This window comes from Mycobacterium sp. DL592 (assembly GCF_011694515.1).
Classification (GTDB): domain Bacteria; phylum Actinomycetota; class Actinomycetes; order Mycobacteriales; family Mycobacteriaceae; genus Mycobacterium.
Genome location: NZ_CP050192.1, coordinates 525,029 through 543,217 on the forward strand (window position 1 = coordinate 525,029; position 18,189 = coordinate 543,217).

Annotated in this window: 15 protein-coding genes; 9 read left to right on the forward strand and 6 right to left on the reverse strand. The window is 69.3% G+C overall.

The genetic code is table 11. The annotated features are described in order from the left end of the window. The first annotated feature begins 1 nt into the window (after nucleotide 1). The gene (locus HBE64_RS02545) at nucleotides 2-442 is read left to right on the forward strand and encodes a carboxymuconolactone decarboxylase family protein (RefSeq protein ID WP_167097489.1); all 441 of its coding nucleotides are present in this window, start codon (nucleotides 2-4) and stop codon (nucleotides 440-442) included. A gap of 118 nt (nucleotides 443-560) precedes the next feature. After that, nucleotides 561-863: a hypothetical protein gene (locus tag HBE64_RS02550; protein ID WP_167097491.1), complete on the forward strand. Its 303-nt coding sequence runs from the start codon at nucleotides 561-563 to the stop codon at nucleotides 861-863. Here HBE64_RS02550 and HBE64_RS02555 read toward each other — a convergent pair. From HBE64_RS02555 to HBE64_RS02565, 3 genes are read right to left on the reverse strand one after another with little or no spacing between them, the layout of a single operon-like run. Further along, nucleotides 820-1,461, reverse strand: coding sequence for a TetR/AcrR family transcriptional regulator (locus HBE64_RS02555; protein WP_167097493.1), 642 nt, complete (start codon nucleotides 1,459-1,461; stop codon nucleotides 820-822). The genes HBE64_RS02550 and HBE64_RS02555 overlap by 44 nt on opposite strands. Before the next feature lies 1 nt (nucleotide 1,462). After that, nucleotides 1,463-1,870: a hypothetical protein gene (locus HBE64_RS02560; protein ID WP_208300551.1), complete on the reverse strand. Its 408-nt coding sequence runs from the start codon at nucleotides 1,868-1,870 to the stop codon at nucleotides 1,463-1,465. 28 nt (nucleotides 1,871-1,898) lie between these two features. Then, nucleotides 1,899-3,131: a cytochrome P450 gene (locus tag HBE64_RS02565; protein WP_167097495.1), complete on the reverse strand. Its 1,233-nt coding sequence runs from the start codon at nucleotides 3,129-3,131 to the stop codon at nucleotides 1,899-1,901. Nucleotides 3,132-3,245: 114 nt separating this feature from the next. Between HBE64_RS02565 and HBE64_RS02570 the strand changes: the two genes are divergently transcribed. Genes HBE64_RS02570 through HBE64_RS02580 form a run of 3 tightly spaced genes read left to right on the forward strand, consistent with a single transcriptional unit; the run spans nucleotide 3,246 to nucleotide 6,855 of the window. Further along, nucleotides 3,246-4,784, forward strand: coding sequence for an acyl-CoA carboxylase subunit beta (locus HBE64_RS02570; protein WP_167097498.1), 1,539 nt, complete (start codon nucleotides 3,246-3,248; stop codon nucleotides 4,782-4,784). Between the two features lie 14 nt (nucleotides 4,785-4,798). Beyond that, on the forward strand, nucleotides 4,799-6,079 hold the full coding sequence (gene purD, locus HBE64_RS02575) for a phosphoribosylamine--glycine ligase (protein WP_167097500.1): 1,281 nt from the start codon (nucleotides 4,799-4,801) through the stop codon (nucleotides 6,077-6,079). After that, complete coding sequence (locus tag HBE64_RS02580) at nucleotides 6,076-6,855, forward strand: maleylpyruvate isomerase N-terminal domain-containing protein (protein ID WP_167097502.1); 780 nt, start codon at nucleotides 6,076-6,078, stop codon at nucleotides 6,853-6,855. Before purD ends, HBE64_RS02580 begins: the two co-directional genes overlap by 4 nt. Before the next feature lies 1 nt (nucleotide 6,856). Here the strand turns inward: HBE64_RS02580 and HBE64_RS02585 are convergent, their stop codons facing one another. Further along, the gene (locus HBE64_RS02585; RefSeq protein ID WP_167097504.1) at nucleotides 6,857-7,765 is read right to left on the reverse strand and encodes an alpha/beta hydrolase family protein; all 909 of its coding nucleotides are present in this window, start codon (nucleotides 7,763-7,765) and stop codon (nucleotides 6,857-6,859) included. A 70-nt stretch (nucleotides 7,766-7,835) separates the two neighbouring features. On the opposite strand from HBE64_RS02585, the gene HBE64_RS02590 reads away from it, so the two are divergent. Continuing rightward, entirely contained in the window at nucleotides 7,836-8,492 is a 657-nt protein-coding gene (locus HBE64_RS02590) for a TetR/AcrR family transcriptional regulator (RefSeq protein ID WP_167097506.1), read from the forward strand. 17 nt (nucleotides 8,493-8,509) lie between these two features. Next, nucleotides 8,510-9,508, forward strand: a complete 999-nt coding sequence (locus HBE64_RS02595) for an SDR family NAD(P)-dependent oxidoreductase (RefSeq protein ID WP_167097508.1) — start codon at nucleotides 8,510-8,512, stop codon at nucleotides 9,506-9,508. 54 nt (nucleotides 9,509-9,562) lie between these two features. Here HBE64_RS02595 and HBE64_RS02600 read toward each other — a convergent pair whose 3' ends face one another. Next, nucleotides 9,563-10,285 (reverse strand): DUF429 domain-containing protein, encoded by a 723-nt coding sequence (locus HBE64_RS02600; RefSeq protein WP_167097510.1) that lies wholly within the window; start codon nucleotides 10,283-10,285, stop codon nucleotides 9,563-9,565. A gap of 26 nt (nucleotides 10,286-10,311) precedes the next feature. Between HBE64_RS02600 and purB the strand changes: the two genes are divergently transcribed. Both purB and HBE64_RS02610 read left to right on the forward strand, forming a co-directional pair. After that, nucleotides 10,312-11,730, forward strand: a complete 1,419-nt coding sequence (purB, locus tag HBE64_RS02605; RefSeq protein ID WP_167097512.1) for an adenylosuccinate lyase — start codon at nucleotides 10,312-10,314, stop codon at nucleotides 11,728-11,730. Nucleotides 11,731-11,734: 4 nt separating this feature from the next. Further along, nucleotides 11,735-12,979, forward strand: a complete 1,245-nt coding sequence (locus HBE64_RS02610; protein WP_167097514.1) for a cytochrome P450 — start codon at nucleotides 11,735-11,737, stop codon at nucleotides 12,977-12,979. A gap of 22 nt (nucleotides 12,980-13,001) precedes the next feature. Here HBE64_RS02610 and HBE64_RS24835 read toward each other — a convergent pair whose 3' ends face one another. After that, nucleotides 13,002-17,759 (reverse strand): cytochrome D1 domain-containing protein, encoded by a 4,758-nt coding sequence (locus HBE64_RS24835; protein WP_371744161.1) that lies wholly within the window; start codon nucleotides 17,757-17,759, stop codon nucleotides 13,002-13,004. Nucleotides 17,760-18,189: the final 430 nt, after the last annotated feature.

Genomic DNA, 18,189 nt, shown 5'->3' on the forward strand with positions numbered 1-18,189 from the left:
GATGGACGAACTGCGCCGCAAGGGCCTCGAGAAGATGAACGAGGTCTACGGCTGGGAGATGCCCAATATCGAGGGCAACCCGTACTTCGACCTGACCGTCGAGCATCTCTTCGGCAGCATCTGGACGCGCCCGGGTCTGTCGATGCGCGACAAGCGGATCATGACGCTGACCGCCGTCGCCGCCCTGGGCATCGACGATCTCGCCGAGATCCAGTCCAACGCCGCCCTGCACAACAACGAACTCACCGCCGACGAGCTCAAGGAGATGGCGATCTTCTTGACCCACTACCTCGGCTTCCCGCTGGGCTCGAAGTTCGACGGCGCGGTGGGCCGGGTGGTGGCCAAGCGTGCCAAGGCCGCGGAGAAGGGCGAGGGCGAGAATAAGAAGGCCAACGTCAACGCCGCGGTGAAGATGCACAGCGGCAAGAATCTCGAGGACTGAGAGCGGCGCCGATAACACCACGTCGGTTAAGGCAACGGTAAGGAAACGCCCGGATCGCAAACCTTTATCGGGCCGTGTCCTAAATGTGACATCTGTAGACCACTGTTACCAAAGTGAAATGGAGACCTACCCGGTCTCGATGACGGTAGGAGTGGCGATGACTTCCCTGGCCTATGACTCGTGGACCTGCCCGACAATGCTCAGCCTGTGGGAAGAGCCACCCACCAAGCGATCCAACGTCGTTCACCGCGTGTCGAACTGGATCGGCTTCGTCGACACCACGGTCCGGATGTCCTACCCCCTGGTGGCCACCGCGGCCGTCGTCTTCGCCGTCTTGATGTGGCCCGCGCACGATGCGCCGTCGCACCCGGCCACCGTCAATGCGACGACGCCGAGTTCCGTCCCACTGCCGCAGCCGTAGGCGCGTCACGCGTCAGTGCGCCGCCGACCCAGCGGCGCAGGTAGCGCCGCAACTGCACGCCTTGCCGTGGCGGCCGCCCCGGATCGAGGGTGAACGACTGGATGGTCCTGAGCAGATGCTCGGCCAGCTCGGTGAGGTCATCGTCGCCGAATCCCGCTGCGGCCCAATCGACATCGAAGCGGCCCAGCATCGACACACCGAATGCCAGTGCCACGTCGGAGGTGATCTCCGCGCTGAAGGCACCCGCGCGTTCGGGACCCAGCAGCAGACCCATGTGCTTGTCCTGGGGCAGTGCCTCCACCGCCGTCGCAATCGCCTCGGTCACCGCCTCGGCCGGATCGGTCATACCGGCCACGCGCGCCGCGATCCGGTCGAGGAATCCGGTGGTGGCCTGCATGGCCGCGGCCTGGAGCAGCGCGTCGGTGCTGGGGAAGTAGCGGTACACCGTTTGGCGGGTGACGCCCAGGGTGCGGGCGACGTCGGCGATGCTCAGATCGGCGCCGTGGGTGTCGATGGCTTTGTTCGCGGCCGCCAGGATCCGCGCGACGGCCTCGTCGTCGGTTGCGGGCGCTGACCCCGACCAGCCGTGGGTGCGCACCTCAGGCGCCCACTGCTGCTGAGTAACCCACCGCGCCGAAGAACAGCACGACAATGCACAGGCCAAGCGTTCCCACCGCGAACGGCCAGGCGCGCTTGCGGCGGGCGAGCGCGATGATGGTGACGATCATGCCGACCAGACCGACCACGGCGGCCACGCCGAGCGCTGTGAAGACGGCCGTGGCGGCGCCTTCTGCGCTGCACGTCGCCGGCGGGCAGTAGTCGAGGAAGGCCAGCGAGAAGATCCCGAAGAACACTGCCGCTGCGCCCATCAGGATCGTGACCACCATGACGATGATCGAGGTCGTCATGTCGGTGGTCGACCGTTGTGGCGGGGCGGGCGGGGGATAACCCGGGTATCCCGGATACGGCGGGTAACCGGGAGGAGGCGGATAGCCGGGATAGCCCATGACCGGGCATCGTATCGGCGAGCCGACCTCAGTGATACGAGACCGGCAGATCCTTGACGCCGTTGACGAATCCCGACCGCAGCCGCTCGGGCTCGCCGAGCTTGCTGATGTCGGGGATCTGGTTGGCGATCTCGTCGAAGATCAGCTTGATCTCCATGCGCGCCAGGTTCGCGCCCACGCAGAAATGGGCGCCGTTGCCGCCGAAGCTCATATGCGGGTTCGGGTCGCGCAGGATGTTGAACCGGAAGGGCTCTTCGAAGACGTCCTCGTCGTAGTTGGCCGAACTGTAGAACAGGCCGGCGCGCTGGCCCTTGCGGATCGTCACGCCGCCGAGTTCCACGTCGGTGAGTGCGGTGCGCTGGAAGCAGTGGATCGGTGTGGCCCAGCGGATGATCTCGTCGACCGCGGTCGCGGGGCGCTCACGTTTGAACAGCTCCCACTGGTCGGGGTTGTCGAAGAACGCATTGATGCCGTGCGTCATGGCATTTCGGGTGGTCTCGTTGCCGGCCACCGCGAGCAGGATGACGAAGAACGCGAACTCGACCTCCGAGAGCGACTCACCATCGATGTCGGCCTGCACCAGCCGGGTGACGATATCGTCGGCCGGGCACTGCCGCCGCTGCTCGGCCATCGTGTAGGCGTAGCCCATCAGTTCGGCATTGGACACCGTCGGGTCGTTCTCGAAGTCGGGGTCTTCGCTGTTCATGATGCTGTTGGTCCAGTGGAACAGCTTCTGGCGGTCTTCTTCGGGAACCCCGATCAGGTCGGCAATCGCCATGAGCGGCAACGGCATCGCGATATCGTCGACGAAGTTTCCGGAGCCCTTCTCAGCTGCGGCAGCCACGATGTCGCGGGCCGCCAGCGCCAGCTTCTCCTCCAGGGCGGCCACCGAGCGCGGGGTGAACAGTCGCGATACCAGCTTGCGCAGCCGGGTGTGTTCGGGAGCGTCGTGGTTGATCAGTAGGGCCTTGGTGAGCTCGAGGCCTTCTTTGGGGGTGCCTTCGGGGAACCGCATGATGACGCCCTGGGCGTTGGTGGACCACAGATGGCTGTCGCGGGAGATGGCCTTGATGTCGCGGTGCTTGCTGATCACCCAGTAGCCGCCGTCGTCGAAGACGTTGGTACCCGCGGGCTGCTCGTTCCACCACACCGGCGCGGTCTTGCGCAGCTGCGCGAGCTGGGTGACCGGCATGCCCTCCAAAAGGACGTCGGGGTCAGTGAAGTCGAAACCCTGGCCAAAGGGGCAGACACCTGCGGTCATGGCTTACCTCGCGATTCGTGTGATGTAGGGCACCTCATTAGACCATACACCGATGCAAAGTGTGTATGCCCTAGGTGGCCGCGGGGCCGACGCGACCGCGGGTAGGTTCGGCTGATGGCCGACCGCCCCGAACTCGACGAACTGCTGGCGCGACGTGCGTTGACCGAGGATGCGGCGCGACCGGACGCGGTGGCCCGCAGGCATGCCGCCGGAGGGCGCACGGCCAGAGAGAACATCGCCGACCTCATCGACGACGGGTCGTTCGTCGAGTACGGGCGCTTCGCCATCGCCGCACAGCGGCAGCGCCGCGACCTCGAGGACCTGATCGCCCGCACGCCCGCCGACGGGCTGGTGGCCGGCACGGCGCAGATCGACGGTCGGCCGTGCGCGGTGCTGTCCTACGACTACACCGTGCTGGCCGGCACCCAAGGCGTGTACGGGCACCTCAAGAAAGACCGCCTCTTCGAGATCATCGAGCGCCTGCGGCTGCCCACCGTGTTCTTCGCCGAAGGCGGCGGCGGACGGCCCGGCGACACCGACCATCCGACGGTGTCCTCTCTGGAGGTCCGGGCGTTCAAGTTGTGGGCCGCGCTGTCGGGAGTGGTACCGCGCATCGCAATCGTCAAGGGCCGATGCTTCGCCGGCAACGCCGTCATCGCCGGATGCTCGGATCTGATCGTGGCGACCGCCGACACCTCGATCGGCATGGGCGGGCCGGCGATGATCGCCGGTGGCGGACTGGGCGAGGTCGCCCCCGAGGCGGTCGGGCCGATCTCGGTGCAGGCACCCAACGGTGTGGTCGACGTCGTCGTCGCCGACGAGGCCGAAGCCGTCGCCGTCACCAAACGGTTGCTGGGCTACTTCCGCGGACCGGTCGCCCCGGGCACCGCAGCCGACCAAACCGCTTTGCGCACAATCGTTCCCGAGCGAGCCCGCCGGGCCTACCCGGTGGCCCCGGTCATCCAGACGATCGCCGACCAGGACTCGGTGACGTTCCTGCGGGAGAAGTTCGCACCCGAGATGGTGACGGCCCTGGCCCGCATTGACGGCAGGCCGGTCGGGGTGATCGCCAACAACACCATGGTGATGGCAGGTGCGATCACCGCCGCGGCGGCCGACAAGGCGGCCAGGTTCCTGCAGCTGTGCGACACCTTCGGCATCCCGATCGTCTCGCTCATCGACTGCCCCGGCTACATGGTCGGCCCGGCGGCCGAAGCCGACGCGCTGGTGCGGCGGGCGTCGCGGCTGCTGGTCGCCGGCGCCGCGTTGCGGGTGCCGATGGTGGCGGTGGTGCTGCGCCGCGGTTACGGCCTCGGCGCGCAGGCCATGACCGGCGGCAGCCTGCGTGAACCGCTGCTGTCGGTGGCCTGGGCAGGCGCCCACCTCGGCCCGATGGGGCTCGAGGGCGCGGTGCGGCTGGGAATGCGCAAGGAACTCGAGGCCATCGCCGACGACGCCGAGCGCGAGGAACGGGTGCGCCAGGCCACCGCCGCTGCCCAGGAGAACGCCAAGGCGCTCAACGCCGCGGCGATCTTCGAGATCGACGACGTCATCGACCCTGCGGACACCCGGGGCCTGATCGCGGCGACCCTGGCCGCGGCGAGCGCGCAGGGTGAACTGCCGCCGCTGCGCCGGTTCGTCGACACCTGGTGATCTAGGGTGTGCGTGTGCGCGTCCTCGTGATCGGATCCGGTGCCCGCGAACACGCTCTGCTGTTGGGCCTCCGAAGAGACCCGCAGGTGGAGTTCCTGGCTGTCGCGCCGGGTAACGCGGGTACTGCCGCGGTCGCCGAACAGCACGACGTCGACATCACCTCCGCCGACGCGGTCAGCGCGCTGGCCCGGAAACTTGCCGTCGATCTGGTGGTCGTCGGTCCCGAGGTGCCGCTGGTGCTCGGCGTGGCCGACGCCGTCCGCGCGGCGGGCATCGCCTGTTTCGGCCCGTCCAGGGACGCCGCCCGCATCGAAGGCTCCAAAGCGTTCGCCAAAGACGTGATGGCCGCGGCCGGGGTGCGCACGGCCACCAGCGAGACCGTCGACAACCCGGCCTATCTCGACGCCGCCCTCGACCGGTTCGGTCCCGCGGTCGGGCAGCCGGCCTGGGTGGTCAAGGACGACGGCCTGGCCGCGGGCAAGGGCGTGGTGGTCAGCGCCGACCGCGATGCCGCGCGGGTCCACGCCGCCGAGCTGCTCGAGTCCGGGCACCCGGTGCTGCTCGAGTCCTTCCTCGACGGCCCCGAGGTCTCGCTGTTCTGCCTCGTCGACGGTGCGACCGTGGTTCCGCTGTTGCCCGCCCAGGACTTCAAACGCGTCGGCGACAACGACGCGGGACCCAATACGGGTGGGATGGGCGCATATTCGCCGTTGCCGTGGCTACCCGAGGCGGTGCGGGCCGCCATCGTCAGCGACGTCGTCGAACCGGTCGCCGCCGAACTGGTCCGCCGCGGCTGCCCGTTCTCCGGTCTGCTCTACGCCGGTCTGGCGATCACCTCCAACGGCCCGGCCGTCGTCGAATTCAACTGCCGTTTCGGTGATCCGGAGACGCAGGCGGTGCTGGCGTTGCTGGAATCGCCGCTCGGTCAGGTGCTGCACGCCACGGCGACCGGCACGCTCGCACAGTTCGGCCCGCTGCAGTGGCACGACGGCTATGCCGTCGCCGTCGTACTGGCCGCCGAGAACTATCCCGGCCGCCCGCGGGTCGGGGACGCGATCACCGGCTCGGACACACCCGGCGTGCTGCACGCCGGCACCGCCCGCCGCGACGACGGTGCCGTCGTCTCCTCCGGGGGCCGGGTGCTCTCGGTGGTCGGCACCGGTGCCGACCTGCCGGGCGCACGCACGGCCGCCTACTCCGTCATGTCGTCGATCAAGTTGCCGGGCAGCCACTTTCGCACCGATATCGGTCTCGCCGCAGCCGAGGGCCGGATCACCCTGCCAGGCCGGCAATGACCCTCGACCGCCGCGCCGCGTTCAACGCCGAGCGTGCTGGCCTGTTGTCCTTCTGTGCCGCACTGCAACCCGCCGAGTGGCGGATGAACAGCCTGGCGGCCGGCTGGAGCATCCAGGACGTCGTGGCCCACCTGGGCACCGGCTGTCACGCGGTGTTCAGCCCTTCAGCGGCGAAAGTGTTGCGCACCAACCCTGTCGAGCGCGCCAACGACCTGATGGTGGACACCCGGCGAAACTGGTCCTCGGCTGACGTGCTGGCCGAGTACCGGCGCTGGAGTCGGGTGTTCGGAGCGGTCGTCGGGACCGCAGGCCGGTCACCGCTGGGCGGCCTGCAGGCGCCCCTGGCCGACCTCGGCAAGTTCCCGGTGCGGCTGCTGCTCGGCGCATTGGTATTCGACCACCACACCCACCTGCGTCACGACATGGCGCCGGCGCTGGGCCGGCCCGCGCCGGGTACCGATGCCAACCGGATGGCCGTCGTCCTGGAATGGATGATGGCGGTGCTGTCCAATCAGCTTCGTGCGCAACCACTTCCGTTCCTAAACCGGCCGCTGTCGATCACTCTAAGCGGTCCCGGCGGTAACACCTGGCAGGTGCTGCCCGACGGCTCGGTGAGCGCCGGTGCTGACGGCTCCACCGCGGCGCAGATCACCGGGGTGGCCCTCGAGTTCCCGCAGTGGGGAACCCGGCGGGCCAGCTGGCGCGACCGCGACGTGAACATCACCGGAGACACCGGCTACGCCGAGGCGTTCCTCGACGCCGTCGACATCGTGTGAGTCACGCCGTCAGAAGCGGAGCCATCCAGGCGAGTTCGGCGGGCAGCTGCGCACTCCAGAACCCGGCGTCGTGGCCGCCGGGGGAGAAGCCGCCGGCGGGCGGATTCGGCAGCTGCGCGATGAACTGCTTGGTGGCGGCGTAGAACGGATCGCTGGTGCCGCAGTCGATGCGGATCGGGATCGAGGCCAGCGCCGGCAGGCCGAACACACTGTTGGCGGCGAAGTCACCGGGTCCGTCGAAGGCGCCGGGAGCGGCCGCACCCGAGGACAGCCACAGCGCCGGGCTGACGGCGGTGATCGCAGCGGTGCGCGCCGGGCCGAGCCGGGCGCCGAGCAGCAGCGCACCGTAACCACCCATCGACCAGCCCAGGAACGCCACCCGCGAGGTATCCAGTCCCTGGCCTGAGAGCATGGGGATGAGCTCGTCGAGCACCATCGAACCGACATGGTCGCCGGAGGCGCGGTCGTGCCAGTAGGCCTCGCCGCCGTCGACCGAGACCACCGCGAACGGCGGGAGCCCGGCGCTGACCGCCTGGGCCAAGCCCTGCTCGACGCCGCCGGCCATCACCGTCGCAGCATCACTCCACCGGCCGTGCAGTGCGATAACCGGCCGCAGCGGCGCCGTTTGGCCGGGCGGGCGCGCGATCGCCCAGTTGGTCTGGATGCCGCCGCGCGCCGCGGACACGAACGAACCCGTCACCATCGTCGGGGCGGCGACAGCCGGCGACGGCGCCAGCGGCGGGGGAGCAAGCAGCGGTGCGCCGATGCCCGTCATCGAGACGTCGGGACCCACCAGGCGGATTGCCGACTCCAGCACCGTGCCGACCGCAAATGCCCCGGCGGCACCGGCGGCTGCGCCGGCGCCGAGTCGCAGAATCGCCCGCCGGCTCAGCTTCGCCATAACGGTCATCCTGCCATCGGCGCCGTCGAGCGCCGAATTCTGCTTCAGAACGCAACGTTAATGATTCGGTGAAAGGCCGATGTGGCAGTGCTGCCTGCTGGCAGCATTCACAAGCGTGATCGCAGCGGTTACTCCCAAGGGAGAACGTCGGCGGTATGCGCTGGTTAGCGCTGCCGCCGAGCTGCTGTGTGAGGGTGGCTTCGAGGCGGTCCGGCACCGGGCGGTGGCGTCGCGGGCGGGCTTGCCGCTGGCCTCGACCACGTACTACTTCTCGTCGTTGGACGATCTGGTCGAAAATGCCGTCGAGTTCATCGGCCGGTCCGAAGCCGCTGCGCTGCGGTCTCGTGTGGAGGATTTGCCGCGGCGGCGCCGCGGCGCCGAAGCCACCGCGGAGGTCCTGGTGGACCTGTTGATCGGAGACCCGGCCGACGAGCCGGTCAGCGAGCATCTGATCTCGCGCTACGAGCGCTACATCGCGTGCGCCCGGCAGCCCACCTTGCGGGGTATTCAGCGGCGGCTGCTGCAACAGCGGGTCGGCGCCGTGGTGGAGGCCGTCGAGCGGTGCGGCCGCTATGTGCGGATGGACCTGCTCACCGCACTGGTGTGCGCGGTCGACGGGGCCGTGGTGTCCGCACTCGTCGGGGATGGCGACGGGCCTCGCGAGGCGGCGCGGACGACGCTGGTCGACCTGCTGGACGTGCTGGCTCCCATTGACGAACGCAGTATGCGCGCCTGAGCGGTTACGTTCGAGGGATGGACTTCTCCGCGCTCACCCGGCCGGCGACCGAACTGATCGACGGCGCGATGGACCGCGCGCTGGTGCTCGGCTACACCAGGATCGGCTCGGGTCTGCGCCGGCTGTGGTGGCCTGCCGACGCAGCGGCCGGTTCGCTGACCGGAAAGCGGGTGGTGGTCACCGGGGCGACGGCCGGTATCGGATTCGCCATGGCCCAGGGTTTCGCCGAGTTGGGCGCCACGGTCCATCTGTTGGGCCGCGACGAGCAGAAGGTGCATCGCTGCGCGACGGAGATTCGCCAGGCGGTGCCCGGCGCCGACATCGTCGAGGAGGTGTGCGACGTCTCCGACCTCGACGCGGTGCGGGAGTGGACGGCGGCGTTCTCCGACCGGGTGCCCGCACTCGACGGACTGGTGCACAACGCCGGGCTGATGCCCAAGGACCGCAGGCTCACCGCGCAGGGCCACGAGGTGCAACTGGCGACCCACGTGTTGGGGCCGCACCTGATGACCGAGCAGCTGTTGCCGCTGCTGCGCGCGGCCCGTGGTTCGTCGGTGGTCTTCGTGTCCTCGGGTGGGATGTACAGCTCGCCGCTGGTGGTCGAGGACCTGGAGTACCGCAGCGGCTACAACGGCGTGCGGGCGTATGCGCGCACCAAGAAGATGCAGGTGGTGCTCGCCGACTCGTGGGCGCGCAGGCTGGCGGGCACCGACGTGCGGGTGGAGAGTATGCACCCCGGCTGGGTCGACACCCCCGGTGTGGCCGAGTACCTGCCGCGCTTTCGGGTGATCACCAAGCCGCTGCTGCGCGATCTCGCCGACGGCGCCGACACCGCGGTGTGGCTGGTGGCCACCCGGCCCGAGTCCACGCCGGGACATTTCTGGCATGACCGGGTGCAGCGGCCCACGACGTTCGGCTGGCAGCGGCACGAGAACCCTGCCAAGGTGCGCCGCTTCCTTGAACAGGTCAGCAGGCTCACCGGCACCGCGGAGGAGTGGACCGGCTTGCGCGCCTGACCCCACTGCGCCCAAACCAACGAATGGGCGCGAAAGATCAAGTGCGCAGCGCCATTACGTCGATCTCGGCGTGGGGGTGACGATGCATCCGGTGTCCGGCTCCCCGTAGATCGTCACGTCTTCGGGGTGTTCGGCGGCCAGCCGGGCGACGTAGGCGCACAACACCGCGTCGACGGGATCCTCGGCCCGGCGCAGCTGGGCCTTGGTGGTCGCCGAGCGTACCGACTCCGCCAGCTGCTGCCATCCGGGGTGACGGTTCACCTCGAGAGGGCGCAGGCCCTCGATGTAGCCGACCAACCGGGTCAGCTCGGACTGCAGTTGTGCGAAGTCGCGGCCGGACTTCTGCTTGTACTTCAGGGTGCGGTCGAGTCCGAAGAGCACCACAGCGGCGGCATGCGGATACACCTCGAGTGCGCGTCGTGGCGCGGCCGAGCGCGGGTCGAGATCGAGATCCAGGGTTCGGCACAACCGCGCGCCACGGCCGCCGTCGGCGAACCAGGCCAGGCCGGTGTTGGCGGGATGAGCCCCGGCGTCGAAGCGGCGGAAGTCGCGGTTCAGCGCCGTCTCGCACGGCCGGGTGCCGGTCGGGTTGACGACCACGAGCGGCGCGTCGATCGCCACCACGCACGGCCCGGCGACATAGGGCGCCAGCTGGGCCAGCACGTCGTCGTCGTCACCGGCGGCGCTGACATGCACGAGCGCCCCCGCGGCGTCGAGGACGGCCAGGCCGGTCGGGTTGCGCTGACCCCAGGCGAGGTCGACCCCGACATAGTGCATAACCGCAAACCGTAAGCTAATGCGTTGTGACGATCCCGAATGTCCTGGCCAACCGGTACGCGAGTGCCGAGATGGTGGCGATTTGGTCGCCCGAGGCCAAGATCGTGGCCGAACGGCGGCTGTGGCTTGCGGTGCTGCGTGCGCAGAAGGAACTCGGCGTCGACGTGCCCGACGGCGTGATCGAGGACTACGAGCGGGTGCTCGACCAGGTGGACCTCGGTTCGATCGCCGCCCGCGAGCGGGTGACCCGCCACGACGTCAAGGCCCGCATCGAGGAGTTCAATGCGCTGGCCGGCCACGAGCACGTCCACAAGGGCATGACGAGCCGCGACCTCACCGAGAACGTCGAGCAGCTGCAGATCCGGCGGTCCTTGGAACTCGTGCACGCCCACGGTGTCGCGGTGGCGGCCCGGCTGGCCGAGCGGGCGGCCGCCTACCGCGATCTGGTGATGGCCGGGCGCAGTCACAACGTCGCCGCCCAGGCCACCACGCTGGGCAAGCGGTTCGCCTCGGCCGCCGAGGAAACCCTGCTCGCACTGACCCGCATCCGTGAGCTGATCGACCGCTACCCGCTGCGCGGCATCAAGGGCCCGATGGGCACCGCCCAGGACATGCTGGATCTGTTCGACGGCGACGCCGACCGGCTCGCCGAACTGGAACGCCGGGTCGCCCAATTCCTGGGATTCTCAACCGTCTTCGCCAGCGTCGGCCAGGTCTACCCGCGGTCACTAGACCACGACGTGATCTCCGCGCTGGTACAGCTCGGTGCCGGTCCGTCGTCGTTCGCGCACACCGTGCGGCTGATGGCAGGCCACGAACTGGTGACCGAGGGTTTCGCGCCTGGGCAGGTCGGCTCGTCGGCGATGCCGCACAAGATGAACACCCGCAGCTGCGAGCGGGTCAACGGCCTGCAGGTGGTGCTGCGTGGGTACGGCTCGATGGCCGCGGAACTGGCTGGGGCGCAATGGAATGAAGGCGACGTGTTCTGCTCGGTGGTGCGCCGGGTGGCGTTGCCGGACGCCTTCTTCGCCGTCGACGGGCAGATCGAGACGTTCCTGACGGTGCTCGACGAGTTCGGTGCCTACCCGGCGGTGATCCAGCGTGAACTCGACCGCTACCTGCCGTTCCTGGCCACCACGAAGGTTCTGATCGCCGCAGTGCGTGCCGGGGTGGGACGCGAGACCGCACACGAAGTCATCAAGGAGCACGCGGTGGCTGTCGCGCTGGCGATGCGCGAGCAGGGTGTCGAGCCGGACCTGTTGGACCGGCTGGCCGCCGACGCCCGGCTACCGCTGGACCGGGCCGCACTCGATGCCGCCCTGGCCGACAAGAAGGCGTTCACCGGGGCAGCCGCCAGCCAGGTCGACCAGGTGATCGCCGCAGTCGACGAGTTGGTCAGCGCGTATCCCGACGCCGCCAAGTACGCCCCCGGCGCGATCCTGTAACACCATGTCACTCAAGGACATCGACTTCACCGACCTGGACAACTTCGCCGAGGGCTTCCCACACCACCTGTTCGCGATCCATCGCCGCGAGGCGCCGGTGTACTGGCACGAGCCCACCGAGCACACCCCTGACGGCGAGGGTTTCTGGTCGGTGGCCACCCATCCGGAAACCCTTGTGGTGCTGCGTGATGCGGACACCTATTCGTCGGTGACCGGGGGAGAGCGGCCCTACGGCGGCACACTGCTGCAGGATTTGCCCGTCGCCGGGCAGGTGCTCAACATGATGGACGACCCGCGCCACACCTACATCCGGCGGCTGGTCAGCTCCGGCCTGACCCCGCGGATGATCCGCCGCGTGGAGGACGACCTGCGTGCCCGAGCCCGGGCCCTGCTGGATGCTGTCGAGCCGGGGGTGGCGTTCGACTTCCTGGTCGACGTCGCCGCCGAACTGCCGATGCAGATGATCTGCATCCTGCTGGGAGTGCCTGAAACCGAACGGCATTGGTTGTTCCAGGCGATCGAGCCGACGTTCGACTTCGGCGACTCCCGTCGCGGCGACGTGGGTACCCGGTCGTTCGAAAAGGCAGAGTCGGTGGAGGACGCCGGTTCGCGGATGTTCGCCTACGGCACCGAGCTGATCGCCGCCAAGCGTGCCCAGCCGACCGACGACATGCTCTCGGTGGTGGCCAACGCCACCGTCGACGATGCCGAGGCGCCGTCGCTGTCCGACCTCGAGCTGTACATGTTCTTTTCCCTGCTGTTCAGTGCCGGCGCGGAGACCACCCGCAACGGGGTGGCTGGCGGTCTGCTGGCGCTGGCGCAGAACCCCGACCAGTATCGGCGCCTCCAGGACGATCCTGAGCTCTTGCCGACGGCGATCGAGGAGATGATCCGCTGGACCTCGCCGTCACCGTCGAAGCGGCGCACCGCAACCCGCGACACCGAACTCGGTGGGCAGACCGTCAAGGCAGGGGACAAGGTCCTGGTGTGGGAGGGTTCGGCGAACCGCGACGCGGCGGTGTTCGCCGACGCGGACTATTTCGATGTGGGCCGTAAACCCAACCCGCACTTGGGCTTCGGGCAGGGTGTGCACTACTGCTTGGGTGCCAACCTGGCCCGGCTGGAACTACGGGTGCTCTACGAAGAGCTGCTGGGCAGGTTCGACGAGATCCGTGTGACCAAGCCGGTGGAGTGGGCACGCAGCAACCGGCACACCGGCATCCGGCACATGGTCGTCGAATTCAGCTGAGCCAGTTGGTCAAGGACGTTGGTCAGGCCGAGCCGGAGCCACCGTCACCACCAGGGCTGGTGTAGTTAGCCCCGTTCAGGCCGGGCGTGCCCGGAGCGGCAGGCTGCCCGTCTCCACCCTGCGAGCCGGGGCCGCCCCCGCTGCCGCCGGTTCCGACGGCACCGCCCTGTGCGCCCGCACTCGGGGAGCCAGCCTCACCACCGCCGCCGCCACTTCCGCCGGTCGGGAAGGTCGCATTTCCGGTGCCGCCGGTGCCGCCGTTGCCGCCGCTGCCGGCACTACCGCCGGTTCCACCCTGGCCGCCGATTCCGTTGGTTCCGCCGCTGGCATCACCACCGGCACCGCCAACCCCGCCCGCGCCGCCACTGCCGCCGGTGCCGGCCTGGCCGCCGGTGCCCGCCGCGACGTAGCTGGTGGCGTCGGCCCCGGTGCCGCCGGTGCCGCCGGTTCCACCATCGCCACCGTTACCGCCAGCACCGCCGGTACCGCCAATGCCATTGGCCGATAAAGCCTTACCACCGGCGCCACCCGCTCCGCCGGCGCCGCCACCGGAGCCGGTCCCGCCCGTGCCACCGGCCTGCGAACGGACGAGCACTGACACCGACTTGGCCGATCCCTCTGCGACGTAGACAGAGTTGCCGTCGGGACTGACCGCCACCCCGGAAGTGTGGGTACCAAAAGCGACAGTTTGGAGGACAGTGTTGGTGGTGGTGTCGACGATCGATATCGAGTTACCGCTATCGGTTACGTTGCCGCCGTTGGTTACATAGAGATATTTGCCGTCTGTGCTGATCGCCAGCCCGGTGGCGGAGCCACCGACGGTGATGGTGTGCACAATGGCGTAGGTGGTGGTGTCGATGGCCAGCACCGCGCCGCCAGCGTCGAGATTCGTGGCGACATACAGGTATTTGCCGTCCGGGCTGACCACCATCCCCTTAGCGTTCGTGTTGATGGCGATGGTGTGCTTGACGTTGTAGGTGCTGGTGTCGATGACCGATATCGTGCCGGGAAGGATGTTGCCGGAGTAGATGGAACTGCCGTCCGGGCTGACCGCCAGCTCGAAGGGCTCCCCGTTCACCGAGATGGTGTGTTCGAGGGTGATGGGGGCGGTGTCGAAGACCAATACGTTGCCGGGACCGCTATGGGCTGTGTATAGATAGTTGCCGTCCGGGCTGACCGCCACAGCTGAATCGCCGCCGTAGAAGGTGTCGATGACCGTGTTGTCGGCTGTGTCGATCACCGAGATCGTCGAGTCGGAGAGGTTGGCGACGTACACGCGGGTACCGTCTGCGCTGACCGCGATACTGACCGGCCCTTCGCCGACGGCGATCGTCTTGACAACAGTGTTCGTGGCTGTGTCGATGACCGATACCGAGCCGTCGCCGAAATTGGCGACGTAGGCGCGGGTGCCGTCGGGTGACACCGCGATCGCACCGGGACTTTTCCCGACGCTGATCGTGCTGGCGATGGTGGTGGCAGGCAGGGTTGTCGAGCCACCGGTGGCGCCGGTGGCTCCGGTGGTGCCGCCCCCGCCCTGCCCACCGGCGCCGCCGTGTCCGCCGTTGCCTGCTTGGGTGCCGCTGTTCCCGGCGTCGCCGCCTTGACCGCCTTGTCCGCCGGCATGCGTGGCGTCACCCTTGGCGGCGTCGCCGCCTGCCCCGCCGGTTCCGCCGTTGCCGACGGCGCCGCCGTCGCCGCCGCGTCCGCCGTTACCGCCGTTGGTGCCGGCTAGGGCGGTCACGTCGGAGGCGGCGTCATAACCGGCTCCGCCGGTTCCGCCGTTGCCGCCCGACGTGGCCGGATTGCCATTGGGCCCGTTGCCGCTGCCGTCGCCGTTGGCTCCGCCGGTGCCCACTGTTCCGGGGTTACCGCCGTGCCCGCCGGTGCCGCCGGTGGTGAAGGCGGCGTTGGCATTTCCGCCGTTTCCGCCGTTGCCTCCGTTGCCGGCATCCCCGCCGGCGCCACCTTGGCCAGCAGCTCCGGCGAGGGCGGCTGTGACTGCGGTGCCGCCGGCCCCGCCCTTTCCGCCGGTGCCGCCGTTGCCGCCGGTGCCGCCCGTCCCACCGGTGCCAGCGGCGATATGCGCCGTGGCGTTGGCGCCGTTACCCCCGACGCCGCCTTGACCGCCGGCGCCGCCGCTGCCGCCAGAGCCGCCTTGACCGCCGGTGCCGTTGGCCGACAACGCCTTTCCGCCTGAACCACCGGCACCTCCTGCACCACCTGCTGTTCCGGTGCCGCCTGCGCTGCCGTCCTGCGAGCGAACGAGCACCGCCACGTTGTTGCCGGTGACATATGCCTGTGTGCCGTCGGGTGTTACGGCCACTCCGATCGGGGATCCGCCGACGGTGATGGTGTTGGTCACTTTGTTCGTGACGGTGTCGATAACCGACACCGTGCCTGCTCCGTAATTGGTGACGTAGACCTGTTTGCCGTCAGGGCTGACCGCCACTCCGAACGGGGTACTTCCGACGCGGACCGTGGCGACGACGCTGTTGTTGCTGGTGGTGTTGATCACCGACACCGTGTTGTCGGTTTCGTTGGCTACATACAGCAGAGACCCGTCGGGGCTGGCGGCCACTGCGATCGGCGCACGCCCGACTCCGATGGTGGTCGTGACGGCGTTGGTGCCGGTGTCGATCACCGACACCGTGGTCCCGTTGCTGTTGGCGACGTAGGTGTACTTCCCGTCGGGGCTGACCGCCACGCCCTGTGGATCGCTTCCGACCCCGACGGTCGCGATAACCGTGTTGTAGGTGGCGGTGTGAGCTGGGTTGGTGTCGATCACCGCAACCGAGTCGGAGTAAGAGTTGGCGACGTATACCTGCATCCCGTCAGGGCTGACGGCCGCGCCGACGAGTGAGCCCGCGACCGCGATGGTGGCTGTTACGGTGTTGGTGGTGGTGTCGATCACCGACACCGTTCCGCTAGTTGTCGCACTGCTGGTGACGTAGACGTATCTGCCATTGCTTACTGGGCTGACCGCGACGCCGAACGCATGCTCGCCGGCACCGAGGGGAACGGTGGCGACCACCGTGTTGGTGGCAGTATTGATCACCGATACGCCATTCAATTCGGTGGCCACGTAGGCGTACTTCCCATCGGGGCTGACCGCGACTGTATTCGGCGATGTGACGTGGATGGTGGAGGCGACCACCGTCAGCGGTAGGTCTGATGACCCGCCGGTGACGCCCGTTGTTCCGGTGCCGCCGGTTCCGCCGGCGCCGCCCACCCCGCCTTGGCCGCCGCTGCCTGCTTGGGCGCCGCTGTTGCCGCCTGTTCCGCCGCTGCCGCCCGTGCCGCCGGTGTGGGTGGCATCCCCGGCAGCACCGGTACCGCCTGCCCCGCCGGTTCCGCCGTTGCCGACGGTTCCGCCGTTGCCCCCGTCGCCCCCGTTGCCGCCGTTGGTTCCCGCGACTGCGGTGGGGTCGGTGGCGGGGGTGTAGCCGGCCCCGCCGGTTCCGCCGTTACCGCCGGAAGTGATCGCGGTGGCCGTGGTGCCGGTTTGTCCGGGGGTGGAGCCGGTACCGCCTTGGCCGCCGTGGCCGGGCGCCCCGGGGTTACCGCCGTCTCCGCCGTCACCACCGGTGGGGGTGACGGCGTTGCCGGCTGCGCCGGTTCCGCCGTCTCCTGGGGTGCCGGATATCCCGCCGTTGCCACCGTTCCCGCCGACCCCGCTCTGCCCGGTTCGATTGAACAGCAACAGGGCTCGACCGGTTCCGCCCTGTCCGCCGTTGCCGCCGGTGCCGCCGTCGCCACCGGCACCCCCGTTGCCGCCCTTACCGCCATCCTGGCCTGCGGTGCCAGGGGTGGCACCAATAACGCCTTTGCCGCCGACGCCACCCGTACCGCCGCTGCCGCCGGCACCGCCGGCACCACCGGCTCCGATGACCCAGCTGCCGTCACCTCCGGTGCCGCCGTCGCCGCCTGCCCCGCCGGTGTGGCCTTGGGTGCCGGAGTCGCCGGGGTTGGTTCCGTCGCTGCCTGTGGCGCCGGGTGCGCCATCACCGCCCTTGCCGCCGCCCCCGCCGTAGCCCCAGACGGAAAGTGCGCCGGTGTTACCGCCGTTGCCGCCGGTGCCACCGATCCCGTTGAGGGCCAGTGCTTTTCCGCCGGTTCCGCCGGTTCCGCCGTCACCGAGGAGCAGTCCCGCGGTGCCGCCGTCACCACCATGTCCGCCGGTGGTACCGGCCCCGCCGGCCCCGCCGCTACCGCCGTCGCCCCACGCGGTGATCCCGGCGACCGAGCCGCCGTGCCCGCCGGCCCCGCCGGTGCCGTTGTTGCCTTTGCCGCCGGCCCCACCAGCACCGCCGATGCCAAAGAGTGACAGTGACCCGGTGTTCCCGCCTGCCCCGCCCGCCCCACCGGCTGCGCCGGGGGTGGTGGCGTCACCGCCGGCGCCGCCGTCACCACCGGCACCGCTGAACAGGCCGCCGTTACCGCCGTTACCGCCGGCCTGTCCCGCCAGGCCGGTCCCGCCGTTACCGCCGTTGCCTAACCAGCCCGCCGCGCCGCCGTTACCGCCGTTGAACCCGTTGCCGCCGTTGCCGAACACCCCTGCCCGCCCGCCATTGCAGGCCGTCCCGCCGGTGCAGGTGGTGGCGTCATAGCTAAAGCCGTTACCCAACAGCAGACCGGCATCAGGATGGGCGGCGGTGCCATTGGAGATGAAAATCGCGATGAAGTCGGTGATCGGATTCGACGCCACTGCCGAGGCACTCGTCGTACTCGAGGCCGCTACCGTCGTCTGGCGGCGGGTCACCGTGGCCGCGGCCGCCCACATATACGCCGCCGGAATCTCAGGACCCGGACCGGTGCCGGTGCCCACTGCCGCAGAGGTGATCGCTGTCGACGACGCGACGGTCTGCGGTGCCGACGAACTCGTCAGCGCTGCCGATGCCGGTGTCGCTGGACGTGCCGACACCCCCGTCGAACGTGCCGACACCGCGGTGTTGCTCGAAGAGCCCGCAGAAGGAGAGCCCGCAGGAGTGGAAGCTGTGGTCGCTGCGGTGACCGCCGCCGTCGCCCCAGCGGAATCCGTGGTGGTGGAGCTGCCCGTCGATGCTCCCCCGGCCGTGGTGGTTTTGGTCGTGCTGCGGGAGGCCGTCGCTCCCGCCGACGCAGTTCCCGACCCAACCGCATTCGTCGCAGGCGAGCCCGACGCGGCGCGCCGGCTATGCCCGGTCGAGTGCGGCCCCGACCCCGTCGACCCC